Genomic DNA, 20247 nt, shown 5'->3' with positions numbered 1-20247 from the left:
CGGCTGCCGGGCGTCGCCCGGCTCGCGCCGATCGTCGGATCGGCACGGCGTTCTGCCTCAGCACTGGGACGAGTGTGAGCGCTAACACAGACGAGTGTAGATTCATTGGCCCGATCTGGTCTACCTCGACGGCGCCCGCGCCCTAGCTCGCCAGGGCGCGGGCCCGGAGCCGCCAGGTGTCGCTGAGCGTGATACCGACCAGGACGCCCGTCGCGACGACCGTGACCAGGACCGGGTCGAGCAGTAGCAACGCGGGCATCGCGCCCACCAGCAGCGCCAGCCAGGCCAGGCGCGACTTCGGTAGCTGGCCCAGGAGTACGTACTCGGAGTTCATCCGTCCGATCACGAAGAGGACCGGTCCACCGGCGATGAGGAGCACCCAGCTCGCCGGGGTGCTTCGCAGGGGCTCGTGCAGGACGAGGTCCACCCCCGCTGACGTGGCGATCACCCCGGTCACCACCTGGGCGTAGACGTACGGTGCCAGGTAGACCGAGTGGCGTGGGCGCCAGTGCGCCGAGCGGTCGACGAGCTTGTTGCTCTGCAACACGTAGATCTGCCAGAACAGCAGCGCCGTGAGGATCGCGGCGGCGAACGCGACAGCTCGGGCCGGGGTGTACGAGGTGCTGCCGAACGTCAGCGTGGTCATCAGGGTCAGCTCGCCGAGCGCCAGGATCGCGATCTGCTGATAGCGCTCACCGAAGTGGACGCTCAACTGGCTGTACTGCTCCAGCGGTATCCGCCCGCGCAGCGGCGTCGGGTAGCGCAGCGCCGCCGCCAGGTAGTCGATCGCGAGCGCCCCGACCCAGAGGCCGGTACGCCAGCCCGGCGAGGCGATCCCGCCAGCGACCCACAGGACTCCGGACACGACGAACCAGAAGAGGAAGCGTTCCTCCCGCGCGTGCGCCCGGCGTGGACGAAGCGCCACGATCAGCATGATTCCCCGGGCCAGGTGCAGGCCGACGTACGCGACGGCGAAGAGGAGACCTCGCCCGTCGTAGGCGCCCGGTATCGCGACCGCGATCAGGGCCACCCCGACCACCGTGCCGACGACCACACCCTGGACCGCCCGGAGCTGCGGATCGTAGAACTCGGTGGTGTTCACCGTCACCGACCAGGTCCACCAGGCGGCCAGCAGCAGGACGAGTCGCTGCCCGAGCCCGGCCCAGGTCGGATCATCGGCCAACTGCATCGACAGTTGCGCGAACACGGCCACGTAGAAGACGTCGAAGAACAACTCCAGGAGGGTGGCCCGAGCCGACGAGTCGGGCTTGCGTCGTGGCCCGGTCGGGTCCGCCCTCGTCATGGGTTCGCCGCTCCCGCTGCCGTCGTCCGCCCAAGCTGCCGCGACGCCTGACAGCCGGACCCGGAGGCGCGCGGCGGCACACGGCTACCAACGAGCGAGCCCGCCGAGGGATACCGCGATGGCGTGCGTACGACGGCGGTGGCCCTGGTCACTGACCTGCACGCCGGTCTGTGGCACCGTGCAGGGCGACCGTCGCCGTACCGATAGAGGGCCCATGCTCCCCAGGACCGCCGAGCCCCACCCGCCGCCTCCCGTCGTCGAACTGTGCGACGTGACCTTCCGGCGGAACGGCAAGCAGATCCTGCACGGCATCGACCTCACCGTGGGCGGAGGTGAGCACTGGGCGCTGCTCGGCCCGAACGGGGCCGGCAAGAGCACGCTGTTGGGCTTCTGCGGTGCGCTGACCCACCCGACCTCCGGAACCGTACATATCCTCGGTCAACAACTCGGCCGCGTCGACCTGCAGCAGCTCCGCAGGACGATCGGTCACGTGAACCCCCGCCATCCGCTGCGATCACCCCTGACGATCCGGGAGGTCGTCCTGACCGGGATCGTCGGGTCGATCGACCTGCCGCCACGCTGGCAGCCGACCCGGGACGACCGTCACCGGGCGGATTCCCTCCTGGGCGTGTTCGGGCTGGTCGACAGGGCCGACGAGCGCTGGCCGACCCTCTCCCAGGGCGAGCGGGGTCGTGCCCTGATCGTCCGGGCGCTCATCAGTCAGCCGCGACTGCTGCTGCTGGACGAGCCCTCGACCGGTCTCGACGTCGCCGCCCGCGAACAGTTGCTCGAGACCATCGACCTGCTCCGCGAGACCCACCCCAGCCTCGCCTCGATCATGGTCACCCACCACCTCGAGGAACTCCCGGCGACGACCACCCACGCGATGCTGATCAGCGGCGGCAGCGTGGTCGCCGCCGGCCCGGCCGACGAGACGGTCACCACCGCGCAGGTCTCGGCGGCCTTCGCGCACCCCATCGAGGTACGCCACGAGGACGGGCGCTGGGCGGCCCGCGCCGCGTCCGTCCGCCGGGTGGCGGTCGGCTGAACCCCGATTCGGGTACGCCTGCGGGGTGAACGGTCGGTCAGACTCATCGGTGGCGGCGGTGGTGGGCGATCAGCGCTCCGGCGCAGAGCACCGCCACCACGCCGAACGCCGAGCCGATCCACGGGTTGCCGACGACCGTCGTCAGCGCGGCGTTGGTCGCCGCGCTGAGCAGCAGCACCAGCCACAGCAGCGGACGGAGCAGCCCGCCGGGTCCTTCCGGCGCGCGGTCAGAAACCTCGGTGCGGGGGTACGGGTTGGTCATGGCGCTCTCCTTCGACGATGTTCGGCGACACCATCGACGCTAGGTCGGCGGCCCGTCGGCGACGATCCCCCCAGCTCGACAACCACGGGTACAGCAGGCTGTACTTTCCGCCGCGGACGCTGCCGCGCGCGCCGAGCGTGACCTATGTTGGCGCGGGAGGTGGGTGGCGATGGCATACCTGCGGGCCCGGTTCCGCGCCTCGGTCGACGCCCTCGAACACCTCGTCGGTGGGCTCGGCACCGCGCTGCTCGCGTTGGGCGCGTTGCTCTGGGCGGTGGTCGTGGCCCTGATCTGCCTGACCGGGCTGGGGCGGCGGTTGGTGCCGGGCGTCCTGCGGATGCTGCGCTCGGTGGCCGATCGGGAGCGGGCGCGGCTGTCCCGCTGGGGCACGCCGATCCCCCCGCCGGGACCCGTGCAGGAGGGGCTGCGGGAGGCGGCGCGAGATCCGTTCGTCCGGCGGGAAGTCGGCTGGGTCACGCTGCACGCGGCCATCGGACTGCTGGCGGGGCTGGTCGGCCTCGCCCTGCCGCTCAACGCTCTCCAGGAAATGACCTTTCCGCTGTGGTACCGGCTGGTCGCACCCGAGGACGGCGCTCCGGGGTTCGTCTGGTGGCGTATCGACGGGTTGGCCGAGGCGCTCTTGGTGGGCCTGCTCGGGGTGGCCTCGCTGGTCGCCGCGATCGGGTTCGGTCCGGCGCTGGCCCGGGTCCAGGCCTGGCCGGGTCGGTTGCTGCTGCCTCCACCACCGGGGATCGACCTGTCGCTGCGGGTGGCCGCGCTGACCGCCACCCGGGCGGCCGCGCTGGACGCCCACGCGCTCGAGCTGCGCCGCATCGAACGGTCGCTGCACGACGGCACGCAGAACCGGCTGGTCGCGGTCAACGTGCTGCTGGGGGCGGCGCGGCGGGCCGTGCGGCGCGACCCCGACCGGGCCGACGAGATCCTCGGGCAGGCTCAGGACGCCGCGGAACAGGCGCTCGGCGAACTCCGTACGGTGGTGCGGGGCATCCTGCCGCCCGTGCTGGACGATCGGGGTCTTGCCGGTGCGCTGGCGGGCCTGGCCGGCAGTTGCGCGGTGCCCTGCCGGCTCACGGTCGACGTGGCCGTCCGCTGCGCGGCATCGGTCGAGGCGACCGCGTACTTCGTGGTGGCCGAGGCGCTGACCAACGTCGTCCGGCACAGCGGCGCGAACGAGGTGGACGTCGCCGTACGTCGTGCGCAGGGTCTGCTCCTGGTGACCGTTGAGGACGACGGGCGCGGCGGCGCTGCCGAGGCCCACGGCTCCGGGCTCACCGGCATCCGCCGGCGGGTCGAGGCGTACGACGGGCGGATGACACTGACCAGCCCACCGGGAGGACCGACGAGGATGCATGTGGAGCTGCCGTGCGGATCGTGATCGCGGAGGACGACCCGCTGCTGCGCGAGGGATTGGCGCTGCTGCTGCGGGCGGAGGAGTTGGACGTGGTGGCCACGGCGGGCACTCCGGGCGAGTTCCTGGTCGCCGTCGACGAGCACGCCCCGGACGTGGCGATCGTGGACGTACGGATGCCGCCAACCCACACCGACGAGGGCATCGTGGCCGCGGTGGAGGCTCGGCGACGTCGTCCGGGCCTCGCGGTACTGGTCCTGTCGGCGTACGTCGAGCAGGCGTTCGCCTCCGAGCTGTTCTCGGTGGGCGCCGCCGGGCTCGGCTACCTGCTGAAGGAACGGGTGGGCCGGGTCGAGGAGTTCCTCACCGCGCTGCGCCGGGTCGCCGACGGGGGCAGCGTGATCGACCCAGAGGTGGTGGCCCAACTACTCGCCCGCAACCGCCACACGGACACGGCGCTGGACGAACTGTCGCCCCGCGAGCGCGAGGTGCTGGGGCTGATGGCCGAAGGTCTCGGCAACACGGCGATCGCCGAGCGGATGTTCGTCACCGACGGGGCGGTGCACAAGCACATCCGCAGCATCTTCGCCAAACTCCAGCTACCGCCGGACGACCGCGCCGACCGTCGGGTCACCGCGGTGCTGCGCTACCTGGACGGCGGGCAGCGGTAGCTCCGGCCACCCGGTGCCGCCCGCCCGGCGCTCCCGCGAGGGGGCACCGGGCAGGCGGCGGCGCTCACAGGGAGATCCGGTCGAACTTCTCCCAGGTGCTGATCGACGTCCGGTTGGCGATCAGCGGCTTGATGCCCTTGCTCTCGGCCACCACGTATCTGCCGTTGGCCGCGGCGCGCAGGCTGATCGTGCCGTCCGAGTTGTTGACGATGGTGAACTTCTCCCACGTGCTGACCTTGGTCCGGTTGGCGATCAGCGGCTTGGTCCCCTTGCTCTCCGCGCTCACGTACCGACCGTTCGAACGGGAGCGGAGCGCGACGTAACCACCGCCGGCGTTGACCACGTCGAACTGCTCCCACCGGGCAACGGTGGTGCGGTTGGCGATCAGCGGCTTGGCGCCGGCGCTCTCGGCCACCACGTAGCGCTTGTTCGCCCGCGCGCGGAGGGCGACGGGCGGCGTGGCCACCGGCGTGCTGGTGAGCTTGGTGAGAGCCGCGTACGTGCCATTGAAGACGTTCTGGCTGTAGTTGCCGGGCTGGCTCGGGTTGCCGGCGGCGTACTGCCAGATGGTCTCGGTGGTCCAACCCGCCGGCAGCGGCGGACGAGTCGCCGTGTAGCCGGCGATGTCCAACGGGTTCGCGCCGAACGACGCGTTCTTGCCGGTGCAGGGGTTCCAGTAGTTGGTGTTCGTGTAGATCATCACGGGCCGGCCGATACGTGCCTTGACCTGGTCGGTGAAGGATTTGATCCAGTTCGACATCTCGGTCGGGTTCAGCCCGTAACAGGTGGGCGCACCGGTCCAGTACGGCCATTCGATGTCGACCATGGGTACCAGTGTCTGGCCGTCCTTGGTGAACTTTGCGCTGTCGACGAAGAAATTGGCCTCGTTGATCGGGTCGCGCTTGTCCGGACGGGCGAAATGGTAAGCGCCGACGAGAAGTCCGGCGTCCTTGGCCGCCGCGTAGTCCTCGGCGAAATACGGATTGAGGTACGTCCTACCTTCCGTCGCCTTGACGTAGGCGAACTTGACGCCGCTGGCCGCGACGGCCGGCCAGTTGATCGGGCCGAGGTTGTGGTCGTGGCTGGAGACGTCGATTCCCCGGACCGTGTAACCCGCCGGGATGGCGGCGCTCTTGGCCATCGCGGCGCTGCGCGAGCCCGGGGCGATGCCGGCGTTCGCCCGGCCACCACCGTCGTCGGAGGGGTCGGCGGCCTGCGCCGGCTGCGTCACGCCGAGCGCCGTACCGACGGCGAGACCGGCGGACATCAGCACGCAGAGCAGTTTTCTGGGCATGGTGAGGTGGGGTTCTCCTTGCTCGCGAGGTCGACTGACCATCCGCATGGGCCCGCAGAGTATCCCTTGTCGACGATGGATCACGCTGTCCGGCGTACCGAATTCAGATCATCGGCAGGTGCGTCGAGCCGTACGGTGGACATTCGGCTTCGCCTTTCCCCATTCGATCCGCAGCTGATCACCCGGTTAGCGGCACGGGTGCGACAGGACAAGGGCATGCTCGTCATTACCGCGAAAGCAAACCAGGGGGATCCCGCTTGGCGGAGGCGCCATGAGCTGTGCCGCCACGAGGGACGGGCCCGGCTGGTGCCGGGCCCGTCCGTATTCGTGGGTCAGGTCAGCGTTGCAGGGTGAGCAGGCCGGGGCGGTAGGGCAGGAGGCCGTAGTCGACGCCGTTGGAGGAGGGCGATCGGCCTTGGTAGAGCAGTTGGAGGTTGCAGGGGTCGACGGTGAAGGTCTGGTCGGCGCTGGTGCGGATCAGTTCGCCGTGGCTGATGTCGTTGGTCCAGGTGGCGCCGCTGTTGGCCTTGCCGGCGAAGGGGTTGCTCTCGGTGGCGGCCTGGGGGGTCCAGGAGCCGTTGAGGCTGGTGGCGGTGAAGGAGCGGAAGTAGCGGCCCTGGCTGCCGATGGCTTCGACGATCATGAGGTAGCGGTTCTGGCCGCGGAGTTTGTAGACCTGGGGTGCTTCGAAGAGGTTGTTGGTGGTGTCGCTCATGATGGTGGTGTAGTTGGAGCCGAAGCTGCTGGGGAAGTTCCCGATGGGCATGCTGGCGCGGTAGATCTTGCCGTTGTCGCCGGCGAAGAAGAGGTACATGTTCTGGTCGTCGGCGATGAGGGTCTGGTCGATGGGGCCGGTGCCGGAGCCGGTGATGCTGCCGGTGAACAGGGTCTGGGCGGCGGACCAGCCGTTGGCGTTGGTGGGGTCGGTGGAGGTGCGGTAGGAGAACGCGGTACCGCCCCACTGGTACGCCAGGACCCAGATGTTCTTGGGTGCGAAGTAGAACAGTGTCGGTGCGACGGTGCCACTGTTCATGGTGTTCTGGCTGGCCGATCCCATCTCCGACCAGTTGGTGAACAGACCGAAGTTCATCGAGCCCCACCGGGTGCCGAAGTCATGGGTGGTGGCGTAGACGAGCTGGCGGCCGTTGTAGGGCGCCACGGTGAAGTCCTTGAGGGAGACCCAGCCCGACTTCGGCTGCGCCAACGCCCCGGTCGACGACCAGCGGTACGAAGACGGCAGGTTGCACGTGTTCGGCGGCGGGGTCGTCGGAGGCGGTGTGGTGGGCGGCGGTGTGGTGGGCGGCGGCGTCGTCGGTGGCGGCGTGGTCGGCGGTGGCGTGGTGGGCGGCGGAGTGGTGGGTGTGGTGCCGCCGTTGCAGGTCACCCCGTTGAGGGCGAAGCTCGTCGGTGCCGGGTTGCTGCCCGTCCAGGAACCGTTGAACCCGAATGACGCCGTGCCGTTGGTCGCGATCGAACCGTTGTAGCTCACGTTCCGCGCGGTCACCGCCGCCCCGCTCTGCGTCAGGGTGGTGTTCCACGACTGCGTGATCGTCTGCCCGGCGCTGTAGGACCACGTCAACGTCCAACTGGTCACGGGATCGCCGAGGTTCGTGATCGTGACGTTGGCGCCGAAGCCACCCGGCCAGTCGGACGACACGGCGTAGTTCACCGAGCAGCCCGCCGCGGCCGCACCGGCTGGCAGCGCCACGGCAACCGTCGCTGACGCCAGTAACGCGACACCGGCCGAGACGACCCCGATATTGGTCGGTCTGAATATGGTCATCGAGCACCCTCCTGACGGGATGGCGGCCTCCACATTCGTGGGAGTCATTGTTAGGTGAGCGTTAACAGCCGCTTCGAGTATGTTACGGGAGCGCTCCCAAACCATCAACCTCGATGTCTTGCCGTCCGGTGGACGGACTCATCACGCCGTTGACCAGGGCTTTTGCAGCCGATCTTGGTTGCCCACCGAGCCGGGTGCAGGCGCCGGCCCCCGTGGACCAGGTGGTCGACAAAGCGCATGGCGGCGTGCCGGCGCTGTTATCGATAACATCCGCGCGGCACGCCACGTCGTACTCCAGCACGCGGAGGGCGGTGCTGACCGGCGTTCAGCCGGCGGGGAGGTCAGAGCCAGACGACGATGCCGGTCAGACCGTTGAGCACGGCGGCCACGCCGGCCCGGATGGCGGCGGCGCAGCGTTCGGCCGTGAACGAGCCCGCGTCGTACGTCGACGACATGCCGAGCCCTTCGCCGCGGAACGACGCGCCCGCCCAGTCGACGGCGGTGACGTTGTGGGTGGGCTCGGCCAACTCGGCGCCCACGACCAGGAACTTCTCGTCCAGGTGGTTCGGTGAGACCAACGCCAGCGGATCGATCAGGTCGTTGCCCGCGCTGACGATGAGGTCCGCGTTCATCCCGATCGCCTTGCTGATGCCCGCGACGGCCTCGTGCGGCTCGCCGACGACGACCGTGCGCAGGTCCACGTGCTCGTCGTCGGCCCAACTCCGTACCGCCGCCGCCAGGGCCTTGGTGGGCGCGTCCGTACCGGCGGTCAGCAGCACCACCCGGTAGTCCTTCGACGGGTGCACGTCGGCCCACGATCCGGGCTTCGGCGTGATGGTCGCCTCCGGCGCGGGCGTCGCGGCGGTGTCGACGAATCCCGGTCCGAGCGTGCCGACCGCGCTCGGCGTGGGGTGGGGGTGGGACCAGTCGTCGCCGGAGCCGCAGCCGGCGATGAGTACGGCGGTCGTGGCCAGCAGGGCGACGGCCCGAAGCGGGGGGCGCAAGGTGATCGTCCTTCTCCGATGACTGAGGCAGGGGCGGTACGACTCGTATTCCTATCCCAGATCCGGCGGCCCGCGATCCGTGGGCGGCCGATGCGGATATTTGTTCGCCATCGGTTCGTCGGCGGGCGGGTTCTTGTTCACCCGCGACGTGCAGCGTGCACTGGCCAACCGAGGGGAACCGCATGCTGGGACACATCCGTCGTACCGTTGTCGTCGCCGTTGTCGCATTCGCGGCGACGGTGCTTCCGTTTTTCAGCGGTGGAGCGGCGTTCGCGCACGGCTTTTCGTCGACCGTGTACGCGAAGATCTTCGCCGGAGACGAGGGTCACATCCGCGCCGAATTGGGCCTCGAATACGACCTCCTCGTGGTGTCGGCCGCCGACTCCGGTCACGATGATCCCCTCTTTCGGGTTGGAACCGCCGCCTTCGAGGCGGGTGACCCGAACGCTCAGGCCGTCGCACTGAAGGCCCACGCTCCGACGGTCCTGCGCTACGTCGACGACCGCCTCTCGGTGACCGCCCGTGGCGCGGCCTGCCGGCCCACCCAGGTGGGCGACGCCACGGTCAGCGTCCGGGACGGTGTGCCGTACGCGAACCTGCTGCTCGACTGGACCTGTCCCGAGCGGGTCGCCGAGCACGAGGTGCGCAGTGGTCTCTTCCCGGACGACGAGGCGTACGTCAAGGACACCAAGACGATCGTCACCTACCAGATCGACGGCCGGTCGGGCAGTGCCGCGCTCGACGCCGCCAACCCCTCCTTCTCGACGGCCCAGACCGCCTACCAGCGGTTCAGCGAGTTCTTCCTGCTGGGCGCCGAGCACCTGCTCTCCGGAATCGATCACATCCTGTTCCTGCTGGCGCTGATCGCCGGGTCGCGGCGGCTGCGGGAGATCGTGCTCGCGGCCACCAGCTTCACCCTGGCGCACTCGGTGACGTTCCTGCTCGCCGCCCTCGGCCTGGTCGACGTGCCGGCGAGGATCGTGGAGCCGGTCATCGCGCTGTCGATCGCCGTGGTGGCCGCCTGGCACCTGTGGGGGATCTGGCGCCGTGGTGACCACGCGACGGACCTGGAGACCTCCGGACGCGGTCACCTCAGCCTGGACCGCCGAGGGTGGATCCGCCTCGGTGTCGTCTTCTGCTTCGGCCTCGTACACGGGTTGGGCTTCGCGGGCGCGCTGGGCATCGACGAGGCGTGGTCCTGGACGCTGCTGTGGTCGCTACTGGTGTTCAACGTGGGTATCGAAGTCGTCCAGTTGGCGATTATCGCCGCCGTCTTCCCGCTGTTGTTCGTGCTGCGCCGACGTGCGCCGAAAGTGGGCCTGTGGGCGACCGGTGCGGTTTCCGCAGGGGTGTCCATCATGGGCCTGATCTGGTTTGTTCAGCGCGTCACCGGTTCCTGAGTACGGCTAACCAGTTCGTGAAGTGCAGCCGCCCGCAAGATCACGTTAATGATCGGTTCACCGGTCGACGAAAGTTTGGATTCGCTTCTCCGTGCCCGGGGAAGAACAATCCATTTCTCTATTCGAAAAGGGAACAATGTCGATGACATTGAGCACCTCGACACGGGCCGCCGGGCTCGTGCGGCGGCGCGTTGTCGCCGGGGTCGTGGCCGGATTCCTGGGAGTGGGCGTGGCGGTCGGCAGCGGTGTGCTGACCGCCGCCAGCGCCGCCGACCCCGCCACGGTGTCCGGCATCGTCCTCGGCGTCGGCGCCAACGAGACCCAGCGCATCGTGTCCTGGTACTCCTCGGCCGACACCGCTCAGAAGATCCAGCTCGCCCCGACCGCCGAGATCGTCAACGGTGAGTTCCCGGCCAGCGCGATCAGCTTCGACGCGGTCGGCGCAGCGAACACCTCGACGACCGGTTACAACCGGCACGCCACGATCAGCAACCTGCGTGAGAACACGGCGTACTCGTACCGGGTCGGCGCAGAGGGCAGCTGGTCGCCCACGTACGCCTTCCGGACGCGGGACTTCGAGGGCGACTTCGACTTCCTGTTCTTCGGCGACCCGCAGATCGGCGCCTCCGGCGACGTCGCGCGGGACCAGGCCGGCTGGGCGGAGACCCTGAAGGTCGCCACGGCGGCGAACCCGAACACCGAGCTGCTGGTCTCCGGCGGTGACCACGTCGAGTCCGCCAACAACGAGGCTCAGTGGGACGCGTACCTCTCCCCGGACCAGCTCCGGCAGTACCCGACGGCCGCCACCATCGGTAACCACGACGTCGGCGGCAAGTCCTGGGAGCAGCACCACTTCACCCCGAACACGGACCGCTCGGCCCAGTACTACAACGGGGACCAGTCGACCCGCTCCGGCGGTGACTTCTGGTACATCTACAAGGACGTGCTGTTCATCGACCTGAACAGCAACAGCTACGTCAACCCGGCCGACGGCTCGCTCGGCGGCGACGCGGCGCACGTCGCGTACGTCTCGGACATCGTGAAGAAGCACGGCTCCGAGGCGAAGTGGAAGGTGCTGGTCTACCACCACTCGATCTACTCGGCGGCGAGCCACTCCACCGACGCGGACAACAAGAACCGCCGCAAGGACTTCACGACCGCGTTCTCCGACCTCGGCATCGACATGGTGCTGCAGGGTCACGACCACGTGTACACCCGCAGCTACTCGATCAAGAACGGTCAGAAGGAGAACCCGGCCGAGAAGCCGGGTGCCGCTGACGTCTTCCCCGGCCCGGGCGGCGTCCTCTACGTGACGGCGAACTCGGCCTCCGGCTCGAAGTACTACGACATCAAGAAGCCGGACGGCTCCGGCACCGGCGTCGACGGACTCGGCCCGGACCCGCTGAACCCGAGCAACTACTGGTTCAACTCGGTGGAGAACCAGGAGCACGTCCGCAGCTACGTCAAGGTCGGCGTCAAGGCCGACAAGCTGGTGCTCCAGAACATCCGCAGCGGCACCTGCGCGGCCCCGAACGCGGCCGTCGAGAAGGGTGTGTCCTGCAGCAACACCGCCGAGGGGCAGCCGGTCGGCTCGATCGTCGACAGCACCACGATCCACCCGTACCACGGTGACGGCCAGGCCATCCAGGTCAACGTGCCCAACCCGGCGCCGGGTGAGTTCGGCTGGACCATCGACGGCTACAACGGCCTGGTCGACCTGGGCACCGCGCAGGAGCGCAACGGCACCTACTTCGAGGCGACCGGCAAGATCAACCCGATCCTCGTGTCGGACAGCCGTCGCTCGCTCGCCCCGTGGTCGATCTCGGCCAGCGTCGGCGATTTCTCCGACGCCGACAAGACGTTCTCCGGCTCGTACCTGGGTTGGACCCCGTACGTCCTCGATGCCGGCGCGGGCGCGGCGGCCGGCGCTCCGGTCCTGTCGTCCCTCGACGACCAGGGCAAGGGCCTCTCGGTCTCCAGCGGCCTGGGCGCGGCCGTGCAGGGTCACCCGCGCGGCGGGGCCAAGCTCGGTGCCGACCTGGATCTGAAGATCCCGGACAGCATCGCGAAGGGCAGCTACCGCACCACCCTCACGATCACTGCCCTGAGCAGCTGATCGAGCCTGTTCCACCGGGCGGGGTAGGCACCTTCGGGGGCCTACCCCGCCACCGGTTCACCCACCACCAAGATCACTTCGAGGACCTGAGATGCGACCGTCCGTAATGCGCTGGAAGACACTTCTTCGTACCACCGTGCTGTCCCTGCTCGCCGCCGTCGCGGCGGCCGGCGTCGGCGGCGGGCCCGCCCTGGCGGCAGACGGCAACGTCGCCTGGACGGTCCGGACGGCGTCCAACAGCTACGGCGAGGCCCGGTCCAGCTACAGCTACAACGTCAATCCCGGCGGAACCGTCGAGGACGCCATGGTGGTGGCCAACCGCGGCCCGGCGCCCCTGACCCTCGCCGTGTACGCCGCCGACGGCTTCACCACCGACGCGGGGCAGCTCGACCTGCTCACCAAGGACAAGAAGTCCGTAGCGATCGGCGCCTGGGTCGAGCCGAACGCCGGCAGCGTCGTGATCCAACCTGGGAAGACCGCACAGGTGCCCTTCACGATCGCCGTTCCGGCCAACGCCACGCCCGGCGACCACGTCGGCGGCATCCTGACCGCGCTCACCCAGACCGACCAGGCCGAGGGCATCAACGTGGACCGCCGCCTCGGCATCCGGATCACCTTGCGGGTGGGCGGCGAGTTGAAGCCGGCCCTCGCGATCGAGGACCTTCACGTCAGGTACGACGGGTCGACCAACCCGATCGGCAAGGGCGACGCGACCGTCTCCTACACGATCCACAACACCGGTAACGCCGCTCTCTCCGGTAAGCAGTCGGTGTCGGTGTCGGGCCCGTTCGGCGTCCTGCGCGCGCGGGCCGGTGACATCGCCGCGCCTCCGCAGTTGCTTCCGGGCGAGACCTGGGACGTGACGGTGCCGGTGCACGGTGTCGCGCCCGCCGTCCGGCTCGCGGCGACCGCCACCGTCACCCCGCTGCTCACCGACGCGTCGGGCTCCACCACACCGCTCAGGTCCGTCGAGGCGACGGCACACGGCTGGGCCCTGCCGTGGACGCTGGTGTTGGCGCTCGTCGTGCTGATCGCCGCCGTCGTCGGCGCGTACCTGTACCGCCGCCGGGCCCGGACGGTGCGCAAGGCGCGCGAGGACGCCCGGGTGCGCGACGCCGTCGAGCAGGCACTCCGTGGACCGCAGCCACGGACGTCCTGAGCACTCAACCAGCGGGCGGGATCACCGCCTGGATGAGGTGCGGTCCCAGCTCGGCGACGGCCCTGGAGAACTGCTCGGCCAACTCCTCGGCGGTCGTGGCACGGCTGGCGGGCATCCCGAACCCCTCCGCCAGCTTCACGTAGTCGATCGCCGGGTTAGCCAGGTCGAACAGCGGGTTCGCATCCGGGTCGCCGGGGCCGGGGCTACGGCTGAAGTAGCCCCACTCCGCGCGCAGGATCGCGTACGCGTGGTTGTTGAGGATCACGTTGGTGACGTTTTGCCGCTCGCGGGCCTGGGTCCAGAGCGCGGTGAGGGTGTACATGGCGCATCCGTCGGACACCAGCGCCACCACCGGTCGGTCCGGCGCGGCGACGGCGGCTCCGACGGCCAGCGGCAGACCGTCGCCCATCGCGCCGCCGCACTGCATGAGAACGTCGTGCCGGGGAGCGCCGGCGGTCGCCGCCGGCAGGGCCGTGCCGGAGCTGACCGTCTCGTCGACCACGATCGCCCCTTCGGGAAGGAGCGCGCCGACCACCTCGGTCCAGTTCTGCAGCGTGAGCGGCCCGGTCGGCAACTCCGGACGGTGGGGCTTCGCGACGTCGGGCGCGGTGTCCGGGGCCAGCAGGTCGGCGAGTTGAACGAGCGCGGCGACGACATCCTGACCGGCGTCGGCGAGCGCGTGTGACTGCGCGTCCGCCGGGACCAGGCAGCTCGGGAGGTCGGGGTAGGCGAAGAAGGCGACCGGTGCCTTGGCGCCTGCGGTGATGACGTGCTTCACCCCGGCCAACTGCTTGACCGTCTGATCAGGAAAGAAGCTCAGCCGCGGGAAGGTGGGCAGACCGGCCCCGTGCTCGAGCCGGTTGGAGTAGATCTCCTGGAGGACCCGCGCGCCGGTGGCGGCGCCGATCCGGCTCGCCGCGCAGAGGCCCGCCTCGAGCACCGCCGGCCCGCCGAGGATCAGGGCGGCCGGCTCACCGCTGCGCAGCACGTCCGCGATCTGGGCGATCACCTCCTGGGTGACGGGCTGCGGCGGCGTGCGGGCGGCGGGTGTGCCGACCACTCCGCCGTCGTTCCAGGAGGCGTCCGCCGGCACGATCACGGTGGCGATCTGGCCCGGTGGCTCCACGGCCGCGGCCAGGGTGGCAGCGGCGTCGGTGCCGGTGCCCGCGGCGTTCTCGGGACGGCGGACCGAGCCGCGCAGCCAGCCGCCGAGTGCGGCGATGTCCGAGGTCAGGGGTGAGTCGTAGACGTTGTGGTAGGTCGGGTGGTCGCCGACGATGCTGACCACCGGCGAGTTGGCGCGGCGGCTGTTGTGCAGGTTCGTCAGCCCGTACGCGAAGCCCGGTCCCAGGTGCAGCATCGTCGCGGCGGGCTTGCCGGCGATGCGGGCGTAACCGTCGGCCGCGCCGGTGGCGACGCCTTCGAAGAGGGTCAGTACCCCGCGCAGCCGCGGTACCTCGTCCATAGCCCCGACCAGGTGCATCTCCGTGGTGCCCGCGTTGGCGAAGACGACTTCGACGCCGCCGTCCGCCAGGGTCCGCATGAGTGCTTCCGCCCCGTTCATCTGGCCGCCTCTCGATGGGTCGTTAGCGCCAGAGTAGAGGGTTAAAAGCCATCAAATGCCTCGTATTGCTCAGTGATCGACGGCCTGGGCACGCGATCACGCCGACCCGCCGGCACCGGCGTCGCGGCACACCGCCGGTGCGGTCGCCCTTGTGGGTGAACGGCGTCTGGCACCCGGTCGGAGCCGCCCGCGAGCCGGCATGCTGCGACGGTGACGCCGGCCCGGAGAGGAAGCCCCCATGGTTGACGCGGACGTGCCAGAGCGGATGCAGGCCGCGGCCTTCGACGAGTTCGGCGGGCCGGAGGTGATCACCCTGCGCAAGCTCCCCGTGCCCGAGGTCGCCGCCGACGAGGTGCTGATCAGGGTCCTGAGTGCCGGCGTCGGGGTGTGGGACGCGTACGAACGGCAGGGCCTGTTCGTGTCGGAGGGCTCGACCCTCCCGATCGTCCCCGGCTCCGACGGCGCGGGGACCATCATCGCGGCCGGCGACCAGGTGACCGGCCTCGCCGTCGGCGACCAGGTCTACGTATCCGCCACCACCCGACCCAAGGGCGGCTTCTACGCCGAGTACGCGGCCGTCAAGGCCGAGTACGCCGCGAAGCTGCCCGCCGGCGTACCCGCCGAGCACGCCGGCGCCATGTCCACCGACGCACTGACCGCGCTGGCCGGGTTGGACATCCTCAGCCTGCCGGCCGGCGCCTGGCTCCTGATCTTCGGTGCGAGCGGCGGTCAGGGACACCTGGCCGTGCAGCTGGCCAAGCGGCAGGGCCTCAACGTGATCGCGGTGGCCTCCGGCGCGGACGGCGTGGCACTGGTGACCCGGCTCGGCGCCGACGTGTCGCTGGACGGCCACGGCGATCTCGCCGAGGTGCTCACGACGATCCGGGACGCGGCCCCGCAGGGAGTGGCCGGCATCCTGGCGATGGCCGGCGGCGAGACGCTGGACCGGCTGACCGAGACGCTGTCCGACGGCGGAGTCGTGGCGTACGCCCACGGGGTGCGGCCGGAGCCGAGCGAGCGCCCCGGGATGACGGTCCGCGCGTACGACGGCGTGTCCAACCCCGAACAGTTGCGGCGTCTCAACGAACTCGTCGAGGCGGGCCCGTTCGTGGTGCACGTCGCGGAGAAGTTCCCGCTGGGCAAGGTGCGCCAGGCACACCAGCGCCTGGAGACGTCCTACGCCGGCAAGCTCCTGCTGACGATCGCCTGAGGGTCAGGCGGTGCGCTGCTGCGGCACGCGTACCGACGCCATGCCGGCCGCCGTCGCGGCCTGGATGCCCAGGTCGGTGTCCTCGAAGACCAGGCAGGACTCCGGGGGTACGCCGAGCTGCCGGGCCGCGAGCAGGAACGCCTCCGGGTCGGGCTTGGCCCGCGTGTAGTCCTCGGCGCACACCAGCACGTCGAACCGGTCGAGCAGGTCGAGCGCCGCCAGGGAGGCGGTGACCGCGGCCCGGGTGCTGCCGGAGACGACGGCGAACGGCACCCGCCGATGCGCCTCGTGGATGTGCGCCACCACCTCGGGCACGGCGGCGACCTGCGGCAACAACTCCTGGAAGATGCGCTCGCGGTTCTCCACGACGGTCTCCACCGGCATCGCCAGACCATTGCGCTCGTTCAACGCCACGATGATGTCGGCGGTCGGCCGGCCACCCCAGGCGTAGAAGAGGTCCTCCGGGAACTCACAGCCCCACTCGTCGAGGGCCCGCTGCCAGGCCACGTAGTGCAGCGGCATCGAGTCGACGATGGTGCCGTCGCAGTCGAACAGGTACGCGGCGAACTCACCGGGCGGCAGAGGCAGAGTCACCGGGGAAGGGTAACCGTCAGGGCCGCATCGGCCGAGTCGGGGCGACCGGTCCGTCACGCCGGTCGAACCGCCGCTCGTTCCAGGTCACCACGATCAGCAGGACGGTCAGTAGGGCGAGCGCGGCCAACGGCGGTAGGGACCGACCGACCGGCAGCAGCGCCAGCGGCAGCAGCGCCGCGATGATCTGCGCCGGATACACGACGCGCACGGTCAACCGGCGGAGCACCAGCCTGCTGAGCAGGTAGACGGTCACACCTCCGTAGAGGGCACCCGCGGCCTCCCAGCCCAACTGGCCCGTGTCGGAGGGCTCCTCAGCGAGCCGACCGATCACCTCCTCGATACCGAGCGCGAAGTAGATGGCGCCGACGATCAGCGGAGAGTGCCCGATGCCGTACGCGTCGCCGGCCACATCGGCCCGTCGATCGTCCGGCACGTCGCTGATGGCCGCCCGCGCGGCGGGCGCCAGCCGATCGAAGTAGAGCCACCACAGGCAGACCGTGCTGACCAGGCCGAGCAGCGCGGCCGCCACCGCCGCGCCGACCGGCGCCATCGTCCGTGGCCCCGCGCCAGCGGAGATCAGTGACTCGCCGAGGGCGATGATGAGCACCAACCCGTACCGCTCGGTGAAGTGGTCCACGCTGCGCAGTTGCCAGGGGTGGAAGGCGGACGCGAGCCGCGCGCCACCGATGTCCACCAGCAGCGCGGCCGTCCAGAGCGCCGTCTGGGCGGTTCCGCCGAGCAGCGCCCCGCCGAGCAGTGGAAACCACGCCAGCACCACGGGCACGGTGAAGAAGCGCAGCGTCGGGCGCAGCGTCGGGATCGTCACGCTCACCCAGGCGAGGATCACGAGCTGCACGGCCCGGACGACCACGTATGCGAGCGCGAGGGTAAGCGGCGCGTCGAGGAGCCCAGGGCCCTGCCGCCACGCGTCCGGCAACACCAGGGCGGCCACGAAGATCGCCGCCATCGCCACCAGGGTCGCTCCGCGGACCAGGCCGAGGTCCGCGCGGACGAGGTTGCCCACCCAGGTGTACGGCCCCCACGAGTAGAGCAGCAGTAGGAGCAGAAGCAGTCCCTGGGCCAGGGTGAGCAGCGCGGTCGGCGGCTGCGCCATGAACGCGATGACCCGGGTGAGCGCGAAGACGAAGACCAGGTCGAAGAAGATCTCGAACATCGTCGTCCGGTGCGTGGCGCCCGCCACGACCGGACGAATTCCCCTCATCCTGGCATTCTGCGCCCTCGGCGGGCCGTCTCGGGTCTCCCCGTGACAACGGGAAGACCCGAGACGCCCGCGTCAGGCCGGCGCGTCCGTTCGGCGCCGGGTCCGCTCGGCCCGCCGGCGCACCTGTTGGTACGTCCCGGTCAGCCCCATCGCCCGCCGTACCTCCGTCAGGGTCTGGCGTACCTCCTTCCGGGTGCGCTCGGTGCCCTCGACGATCAGCCGGTCGACGAGCCCCCGGTCGGCCTCGATCGCCGCCCGGCGCTCCCGGATCGGGGTCAGGAACGACTCCAGCGCCTCGACCAGTCGCTCCTTGACCTCCACGTCACCGACCTGCCCGGTCCGGTAACGCCGGACCAGGTCGGCCACCTCCGCCCGGTCCGGGTTGAACACCTCGTGGTACGCGAAGACCGGGTTGCCCTCCACCGTCCCCGGCACGTCGGCCCGTACCCGGTTCGGGTCGGTGTACATCCCGCGCACCTTGCGGCGCACGGTGGCCGTGTCGTCGGACAGCGCGATGGTGTTACCCCGGCTCTTGCTCATCTTGGCGACGCCGTCGGTGCCCACCAGGCTGGGGTTGTCGGCCGGGATCAGCTCGGGCACCGGGAAGACCGGCCCGTACAGGTGGTTGAACCGGCGGGCGATCTCCCGGGTCACCTCGACGTGCGCGGCGTTGTCCCGGCCCACCGGGACCACCTCGCCCTTGACGCAGAGGATGTCCGCGGCCTGGAGCACCGGGTAACCCAGCAACCCGTACGGCATCTCCTCCTTGCCGGCGTCGCGGGCCATGTCCTTGAGCGACGGCACCCGTTCCAGGCGGGGCACGGTCACCAGGTTCTGCAGGAGGGTGTTCAGGTCGCCGACTTCGGGAATCGCCGACTGGAGGTAGAACGTGGCCCGCGTCGGATCGACGCCGGCAGCGAGAATGTCGGTCACCATCTCGCGGGCGTTGCCGGAGACCTGGTCGATGTCCTCCCGCCGGTTGCGGGTGGTGAGCATGTGCAGGTCCGCGATGATGAAGAAGCTCTCGTAGCTCTGGTGCAGCCGGACCCGGTTGGCGATGCTGCCGACGTAGTGGCCAAGGTGCAGGCGGCCGGTGGGCCGGTCGCCGGTGAGCATGCGTGCGAGGGACATGATGATGTGCCTTTCGTGCGGGTGGGTGGGTCACGCGTCGGGCGCGCGCCGAGCGGGGCGAACTCGCCCTCTCGGTCGGCGGAGAACAGGGCTCAGCGAGCCGTCCGCCATCGCGCGCCGGCGCGGTACCGCAGACCACCGGCACGAAGCAGGTCCAGAAGTTGCTCGCGGCCGTCACCGGAGCTGGTCAGGGACGCGGGCACGGCACCGCGCGGGAGACCGTCGACCACGTCGACCGCCTCCGGTACGCAGCTGCCCGTCCGGACCATCCGCTCAGATTACCCGCGGCGCCGCTCCCGGGGGTGGCACCTGACGGTCCGCGTAGTACCTGCCGACGCGGTCCCGGTACTCCGGATCGAACGCTCCTGGGTCGAACGGCGGCGCGCCCTTGATTTCCTGCCGGGTCCGGTCGACGTGCACGACCCGGTCCTGGTGGTCGACGCGCTCCACCGTGCCGGCCGGCACCAGCACCTTCTGGCCGAGGATCCACGGTCCGGTGTCCACCACCAGGTGCCCGGCATCCGCCTCGTCGCTCGCCTCGTCGATGGTGCCGATACGGCCGTCGCGGGCGTGCACGTGGTAGCCGATGAGGTCGATCGGGGTACCCGGACCGGGTGCGTCCGGACCGTCGTGCCCGCCGTCCGGGTCCTCGGACGGTCCGGTCGAGGGCGTGGCCTGGGTGTATCCGCCGGCCAGCGCGGACGGATCGCGCCAGGCCCAGGGGTTGAAGATCGAGGGTTGCACGGGGTCACCTCCGGGGGACGGCATCGCCTGTCCCCTGACTCAGTGCCCAGCCCGTAGGTGCGGGAAACGAGGGCCGGCCGTCCTGCCGGACGGTGGTCGGTGTCGTCATCGGCGGGCGCGGGTCCGCTGACATACTCGGCAGTCATGGTGCTGTCGCGCGGGTGGTCCGTCTTCCTGGTCGGGGTCGGAGTCTGGACCTGGGTGATCTGGCCGAGATTCGCGGTCGCGATCTGGCAGGACCCACGGTCGTGGACGTCCGCCACGGTGGGCGACGGTGCGCCGACCAGTTTTCTGTGGGTGCACGCCCTCCTGATCGCCGCGTCACTGGCCATCGGCACGACGGTCGGGGTGCTCGGGATCCGTGGGTGGCTGG

At 70.2% G+C, this 20247-nt stretch carries 19 protein-coding genes (1 of these 19 only partly in view); 8 read left to right on the top strand and 11 right to left on the bottom strand.

Going from position 1 to position 20247, the window contains the following annotated elements; translation table 11 throughout:
• Window positions 1-142: 142 nt before the first annotated feature.
• Window positions 143-1303: a low temperature requirement protein A gene (locus ACN269_RS18870; protein ID WP_421473672.1), complete on the bottom strand. Its 1161-nt coding sequence runs from the start codon at window positions 1301-1303 to the stop codon at window positions 143-145.
• A 214-nt stretch (window positions 1304-1517) separates the two neighbouring features.
• On the opposite strand from ACN269_RS18870, the gene ACN269_RS18865 reads away from it, so the two are divergent.
• Window positions 1518-2351, top strand: coding sequence for an ABC transporter ATP-binding protein (locus tag ACN269_RS18865; RefSeq protein ID WP_421473671.1), 834 nt, complete (start codon window positions 1518-1520; stop codon window positions 2349-2351).
• A 43-nt stretch (window positions 2352-2394) separates the two neighbouring features.
• Here the strand turns inward: ACN269_RS18865 and ACN269_RS18860 are convergent, their stop codons facing one another.
• Complete coding sequence (locus ACN269_RS18860; protein ID WP_421473670.1) at window positions 2395-2613, bottom strand: hypothetical protein; 219 nt, start codon at window positions 2611-2613, stop codon at window positions 2395-2397.
• 169 nt (window positions 2614-2782) lie between these two features.
• On the opposite strand from ACN269_RS18860, the gene ACN269_RS18855 reads away from it, so the two are divergent.
• Together ACN269_RS18855 and ACN269_RS18850 are read left to right on the top strand one after the other, a co-directional pair.
• On the top strand, window positions 2783-4009 hold the full coding sequence (locus ACN269_RS18855; RefSeq protein ID WP_421473669.1) for a sensor histidine kinase: 1227 nt from the start codon (window positions 2783-2785) through the stop codon (window positions 4007-4009).
• Complete coding sequence (locus ACN269_RS18850) at window positions 3997-4653, top strand: response regulator (protein WP_421473668.1); 657 nt, start codon at window positions 3997-3999, stop codon at window positions 4651-4653. The genes ACN269_RS18855 and ACN269_RS18850 overlap by 13 nt, the downstream gene beginning before the upstream one ends.
• Window positions 4654-4717: 64 nt before the next feature.
• Here ACN269_RS18850 and ACN269_RS18845 read toward each other — a convergent pair whose 3' ends face one another.
• The 3 genes from ACN269_RS18845 to ACN269_RS18835 form a co-directional block, all read right to left on the bottom strand.
• Window positions 4718-5947 (bottom strand): GH25 family lysozyme, encoded by a 1230-nt coding sequence (locus ACN269_RS18845; RefSeq protein ID WP_421473667.1) that lies wholly within the window; start codon window positions 5945-5947, stop codon window positions 4718-4720.
• Between the two features lie 337 nt (window positions 5948-6284).
• Window positions 6285-7730, bottom strand: coding sequence for a non-reducing end alpha-L-arabinofuranosidase family hydrolase (locus ACN269_RS18840; protein WP_421473666.1), 1446 nt, complete (start codon window positions 7728-7730; stop codon window positions 6285-6287).
• Between the two features lie 341 nt (window positions 7731-8071).
• Window positions 8072-8734 (bottom strand): hypothetical protein, encoded by a 663-nt coding sequence (locus tag ACN269_RS18835; protein ID WP_421473665.1) that lies wholly within the window; start codon window positions 8732-8734, stop codon window positions 8072-8074.
• A gap of 182 nt (window positions 8735-8916) precedes the next feature.
• Here ACN269_RS18835 and ACN269_RS18830 point away from each other — a divergent pair, with 182 nt between their 5' ends.
• The 3 genes from ACN269_RS18830 to ACN269_RS18820 all read left to right on the top strand — a co-directional run bounded on the left by ACN269_RS18830 (window position 8917) and on the right by ACN269_RS18820 (window position 13409).
• Window positions 8917-10134 (top strand): HupE/UreJ family protein, encoded by a 1218-nt coding sequence (locus tag ACN269_RS18830; RefSeq protein WP_421473664.1) that lies wholly within the window; start codon window positions 8917-8919, stop codon window positions 10132-10134.
• A gap of 142 nt (window positions 10135-10276) precedes the next feature.
• Window positions 10277-12250, top strand: a complete 1974-nt coding sequence (locus ACN269_RS18825) for a fibronectin type III domain-containing protein (RefSeq protein WP_421473663.1) — start codon at window positions 10277-10279, stop codon at window positions 12248-12250.
• A 91-nt stretch (window positions 12251-12341) separates the two neighbouring features.
• Window positions 12342-13409 carry a WxL protein peptidoglycan domain-containing protein gene (locus tag ACN269_RS18820; protein ID WP_421473662.1) on the top strand — a complete coding sequence of 356 codons (1068 nt, stop codon included), beginning with the start codon at window positions 12342-12344 and terminating at the stop codon, window positions 13407-13409.
• Window positions 13410-13413: 4 nt separating this feature from the next.
• Here the strand turns inward: ACN269_RS18820 and ACN269_RS18815 are convergent, their stop codons facing one another.
• Window positions 13414-14973 carry an acetolactate synthase large subunit gene (locus ACN269_RS18815; protein ID WP_421473661.1) on the bottom strand — a complete coding sequence of 520 codons (1560 nt, stop codon included), beginning with the start codon at window positions 14971-14973 and terminating at the stop codon, window positions 13414-13416.
• A gap of 238 nt (window positions 14974-15211) precedes the next feature.
• On the opposite strand from ACN269_RS18815, the gene ACN269_RS18810 reads away from it, so the two are divergent.
• Window positions 15212-16183 carry an NADP-dependent oxidoreductase gene (locus ACN269_RS18810; RefSeq protein ID WP_421473660.1) on the top strand — a complete coding sequence of 324 codons (972 nt, stop codon included), beginning with the start codon at window positions 15212-15214 and terminating at the stop codon, window positions 16181-16183.
• A gap of 3 nt (window positions 16184-16186) precedes the next feature.
• Here the strand turns inward: ACN269_RS18810 and ACN269_RS18805 are convergent, their stop codons facing one another.
• The 5 genes from ACN269_RS18805 to ACN269_RS18785 all read right to left on the bottom strand — a co-directional run bounded on the left by ACN269_RS18805 (window position 16187) and on the right by ACN269_RS18785 (window position 19874).
• On the bottom strand, window positions 16187-16777 hold the full coding sequence (locus ACN269_RS18805) for an HAD family hydrolase (protein ID WP_421473659.1): 591 nt from the start codon (window positions 16775-16777) through the stop codon (window positions 16187-16189).
• Between the two features lie 16 nt (window positions 16778-16793).
• Window positions 16794-17999: a low temperature requirement protein A gene (locus tag ACN269_RS18800; RefSeq protein WP_421473658.1), complete on the bottom strand. Its 1206-nt coding sequence runs from the start codon at window positions 17997-17999 to the stop codon at window positions 16794-16796.
• Window positions 18000-18071: 72 nt separating this feature from the next.
• Window positions 18072-19130, bottom strand: coding sequence for a tryptophan--tRNA ligase (trpS, locus tag ACN269_RS18795; protein WP_421473657.1), 1059 nt, complete (start codon window positions 19128-19130; stop codon window positions 18072-18074).
• Between the two features lie 92 nt (window positions 19131-19222).
• Window positions 19223-19399, bottom strand: a complete 177-nt coding sequence (locus tag ACN269_RS18790) for a hypothetical protein (protein ID WP_421473656.1) — start codon at window positions 19397-19399, stop codon at window positions 19223-19225.
• A 4-nt stretch (window positions 19400-19403) separates the two neighbouring features.
• Window positions 19404-19874 carry a PRC-barrel domain-containing protein gene (locus ACN269_RS18785; protein ID WP_421473655.1) on the bottom strand — a complete coding sequence of 157 codons (471 nt, stop codon included), beginning with the start codon at window positions 19872-19874 and terminating at the stop codon, window positions 19404-19406.
• A gap of 144 nt (window positions 19875-20018) precedes the next feature.
• On the opposite strand from ACN269_RS18785, the gene ACN269_RS18780 reads away from it, so the two are divergent.
• On the top strand, window positions 20019-20247 hold the 5' portion of the coding sequence (locus ACN269_RS18780) for an SCO4848 family membrane protein (RefSeq protein WP_421473654.1). Its footprint extends 26 nt past the window's final position; only the first 229 of its 255 coding nucleotides appear in the window; the start codon lies at window positions 20019-20021; its stop codon lies off the right edge, out of view.

This window comes from Micromonospora sp. WMMD736, from assembly GCF_049179015.1.
Taxonomy (GTDB): Bacteria; Actinomycetota; Actinomycetes; order Mycobacteriales; family Micromonosporaceae; genus Micromonospora.
Note: the sequence above shows the minus strand (reverse complement) of the source record. Positions and strands in the feature narration are given on the sequence as shown.

What these genes read in the sequence shown, in the direction of transcription:
- ACN269_RS18870 (WP_421473672.1), bottom strand. Translation starts at nt 1,303, where the DNA reads ATGACGAGGGCGGACCCGACCGGGCCACGACGCAAGCCCGACTCGTCG.
- ACN269_RS18865 (WP_421473671.1), top strand. Translation starts at nt 1,518, where the DNA reads ATGCTCCCCAGGACCGCCGAGCCCCACCCGCCGCCTCCCGTCGTCGAA.
- ACN269_RS18860 (WP_421473670.1), bottom strand. Translation starts at nt 2,613, where the DNA reads ATGACCAACCCGTACCCCCGCACCGAGGTTTCTGACCGCGCGCCGGAA.
- ACN269_RS18855 (WP_421473669.1), top strand. Translation starts at nt 2,783, where the DNA reads ATGGCATACCTGCGGGCCCGGTTCCGCGCCTCGGTCGACGCCCTCGAA.
- ACN269_RS18845 (WP_421473667.1), bottom strand. Translation starts at nt 5,947, where the DNA reads ATGCCCAGAAAACTGCTCTGCGTGCTGATGTCCGCCGGTCTCGCCGTC.
- ACN269_RS18840 (WP_421473666.1), bottom strand. Translation starts at nt 7,730, where the DNA reads ATGACCATATTCAGACCGACCAATATCGGGGTCGTCTCGGCCGGTGTC.
- ACN269_RS18830 (WP_421473664.1), top strand. Translation starts at nt 8,917, where the DNA reads ATGCTGGGACACATCCGTCGTACCGTTGTCGTCGCCGTTGTCGCATTC.
- ACN269_RS18825 (WP_421473663.1), top strand. Translation starts at nt 10,277, where the DNA reads ATGACATTGAGCACCTCGACACGGGCCGCCGGGCTCGTGCGGCGGCGC.
- ACN269_RS18820 (WP_421473662.1), top strand. Translation starts at nt 12,342, where the DNA reads ATGCGACCGTCCGTAATGCGCTGGAAGACACTTCTTCGTACCACCGTG.
- ACN269_RS18815 (WP_421473661.1), bottom strand. Translation starts at nt 14,973, where the DNA reads ATGAACGGGGCGGAAGCACTCATGCGGACCCTGGCGGACGGCGGCGTC.
- ACN269_RS18810 (WP_421473660.1), top strand. Translation starts at nt 15,212, where the DNA reads ATGGTTGACGCGGACGTGCCAGAGCGGATGCAGGCCGCGGCCTTCGAC.
- ACN269_RS18800 (WP_421473658.1), bottom strand. Translation starts at nt 17,999, where the DNA reads ATGAGGGGAATTCGTCCGGTCGTGGCGGGCGCCACGCACCGGACGACG.
- trpS (WP_421473657.1), bottom strand. Translation starts at nt 19,130, where the DNA reads ATGTCCCTCGCACGCATGCTCACCGGCGACCGGCCCACCGGCCGCCTG.
- ACN269_RS18790 (WP_421473656.1), bottom strand. Translation starts at nt 19,399, where the DNA reads ATGGTCCGGACGGGCAGCTGCGTACCGGAGGCGGTCGACGTGGTCGAC.